The 2,905-nt window shown below is 38.4% G+C and carries 3 protein-coding genes; 1 reads left to right on the forward strand and 2 read right to left on the reverse strand.

Going from position 1 to position 2,905, the window contains the following annotated elements; translation table 11 throughout:
* Positions 1 to 430, forward strand: a 430-nt coding sequence (locus LC574_RS33945; protein WP_267871770.1) for an ATP-binding protein, incomplete at its 5' end; no start/stop codon positions are given.
* Between the two features lie 366 nt (positions 431 to 796).
* Here LC574_RS33945 and LC574_RS33950 read toward each other — a convergent pair.
* Together LC574_RS33950 and LC574_RS33955 are read right to left on the reverse strand one after the other, a co-directional pair.
* The gene (locus tag LC574_RS33950; RefSeq protein ID WP_229458000.1) at positions 797 to 1,627 is read right to left on the reverse strand and encodes a RimK family alpha-L-glutamate ligase; all 831 of its coding nucleotides are present in this window, start codon (positions 1,625 to 1,627) and stop codon (positions 797 to 799) included.
* Between the two features lie 581 nt (positions 1,628 to 2,208).
* The coding region (locus tag LC574_RS33955) for a hypothetical protein (protein ID WP_229458001.1) at positions 2,209 to 2,905 on the reverse strand (697 nt) is incomplete at its 5' end.

The raw sequence follows: 2,905 nt of genomic DNA on the forward strand, positions 1-2,905 counted from the left end.
AAAAAAAGCAATCAGTGAACAAATTAATCTCAACCTGGATTTGCAAATCGATCCCAGGCGCGATCGCTTTACCGCCGATGGAGAACGAGTAGAACAAATTCTCTGGAATCTGTTAACTAATGCGATTAAATTTACCCCCGAAAGTGGCAGCGTTACCTTACGTCTTTGGATGGAAGATGATACGGCTATTTTTCAAGTGGAAGATACTGGGATTGGCATTCCTGATGAACAATTACCATTATTGTTTGAGAAATTTCAGCAACTCGATACACCCTATCGCCGCCGCTACGAAGGTACTGGACTTGGACTGGCTTTAACTAAACAACTTGTGGAACTCCATCGGGGACGAATTGAAGTAGAATCCACTGTAAGTATTGGCTCAATTTTTACTGTATGGATACCAACTCAGGCGATGAGAGTGATGAGTTAGGAGTTAGGAGTCTTACTCCCCTTCCCTTGCTCTTAAGGGGTTGGGGGTTAGGTGTGTATTGGACTCAACTGCAAACCGCTATATTAGCTAACCAAAGCACTGAATTTTTTATCGTAAGTTCAAGGGTTTAAGATCCCTACATCTATATGTAGCAGCAGTTTCAGTCGGGGTTTAAATCCCCGTACTTCGGCTACGCGAAGTTTCCGTCTGAAATGTCTAAAATGTTTGAATACAACGACTTGCTCAGTACAAGTTTTGAATACTTCGGCTACGCCCTTACTTCGACGCCGCTCAGTACAAGTCGGCTCCCTTCGACTACGCTCAGGGCAAGCCGCTCAGGACAAGCTCAGTACAAGTTTTGAATTGTTAATTTGAGGCTAGGCTAATAAGCATTTTTTCAAAAATTCTCAACACAAGCTCCTCTCCATTATCTCTAGTGAAAATACTATAATTTGGGTGAGAATTGACTTCAATCAACCAATATTGGTTATCTCGATCTAAGACTATATCTAAACCACCATAATCAAGGTCTAACTCTTCAAAAACTGGTTTAGCAAAATTAGCAATCTCTGACAATATTTGTGGATCGTTAATATACTTTGCTTTTGCACCATCCCAGTGCAAAGGACTGAGATTACCTGTAAATTTTGCATCAGTTATATCTTTTTGATAAAGCAAAACTAACTCTCTATTTAAGAAAACCGCTCTATATTCAGATTTAATGTGAATAAATTCTTGAGCGATCGCAACGTAATCATACTTGTGATTAATATTAAAAATCTCTTTTACAGCAGTTTCAATTTCATCTGTATTCTGGCATAAAAAAACATTATGTCCACCAGAGCCAGAATTCCTTTTCACAATCACTGGTGTTTCAAATTTTTCTTTAATCTCTAATACGATATCTTGAATACTTGGAAATTTTAAATAAATTTTATATTGAATGTCACAAAAAGGAGAAAGAAAACCTACTGTTCGAGGAAGTTTAACTTTTTGCTTTAAAATATGGTAAGTGTATTCCTTGTCTTTTATGATTTTCGCTACTGCTTGATTAATTAACGGAGTGCTATAGTTACAAAAATAATGCTGTTTATTATTGAGTTGAATTTTTATTAAGTTTTCAGCAGGTTGAAAAATTTCATAGCTGATATTTAAGTTTTTACAAGCTTGGAGCAATAGCGAAACATTATCTAACATAAATACTTGAAGTGAAATGTCCTAAAAAAGTGTTTACATGAATTCAGAACATCTATATATTTGGCTGAAATTGATGAATATCAACTCAGCTTTTCTATGATGTGCTGAAATTATCTTTTGTTTAAGCTTTTGATAAAAGCCATTCTGTAGAATACACCTATTTGCTAGATAACGCAACAGTTTTTCGGTAAGTTTACAGTGGAGAATAATGTTTTAGAAACACATCTTATTCTTGATCTAAAAACGTGAATGATTTATATTTTTCGCAATATATGATTTTTAGAGCGTTGCATAAACAAGGGATGAAATTTAGGCATTGAAGACTAAAAAATTTCATTCCCTCTGTGTAAGACAAATTATCCTAAAAATATGCAGTGCTAATTTTTAACAAAGTTTGGGGGTTAAAGTAAAGAGCAATTATCAAGCAGCGCGAATGGAAGCCTAAATCTAAATCCCCGTCACAAAACGTAATTGCGAACTTGTACTGCCCTTCTCTACGAGAGGCTGCGCCAACGACTACGCTCAGGAACCGCGACTTGTGCCGAGCGAAGCCGAGGTAAGCCGAAGTATTGCAAATTGGCTTAACTTGCTGTTTGCCGTTTAAAAATTACTATCTCAGTACCAACAACTGGGTTACGCGCTATCAACCTATTTTGGGAGTCGATAATTTCTAAATGGGTAAAATCAAGTTCTTGAGAGCGTTGTAATATCTTTGCAGCTAATTTGTCCTGCTGAGATTCTTTGAGAGTGTACCAATCGTCACTAATTTTGACCGTAAGATTGCTGGTGCGGAAGTTGGCTTGAATTGACTTTATCAGACCAGAGGCAATGCGATCGCTAATTTCGGCTACCTGATTTTCAATAGCCGCAATCAAGGCTTGTTCTGGTGTTAATTCTATGGCTGGCGTTGGCGTGGGAATTGGTTCGGGTTCCGGCGTTGGTGGTGGCGGAGTTTCTACTTCTGGCGGCGGCGTAATTTCCTCTGGTGGCTGTGGCGGTTGTGGTTCGGGTACAACTGACTCAGGTGGAGTAGTTATCGTTGGTGTCGGTGTTGGTGCAGGAACCTCTTCAACGGGTGGAACTGTTGCTACTTCAGTAGGTTTACCAGTAAAGACACTCGCAGTTGTCCAAACGATAATTACAGCAATTCCAGTAACAATTCCCGTCAAAGCTGTATCTGATAACTTTGTTGACAAATTTGATGGTAAAAACAAGCGGATTGTCCTTAACAGTCCACTCCACCACAATTGAAACTGTTGGAAAAAACTGAGTTTTTCC

The sequence above is a fragment of the Nostoc sp. CHAB 5715 genome (assembly GCF_020829685.1).
Classification (GTDB): domain Bacteria; phylum Cyanobacteriota; class Cyanobacteriia; order Cyanobacteriales; family Nostocaceae; genus Nostoc.

Excerpts from the sequence above, each read along its gene's own strand:
- LC574_RS33950 (WP_229458000.1), bottom strand. The coding sequence starts at position 1,627 with ATGTTAGATAATGTTTCGCTATTGCTCCAAGCTTGTAAAAACTTAAAT.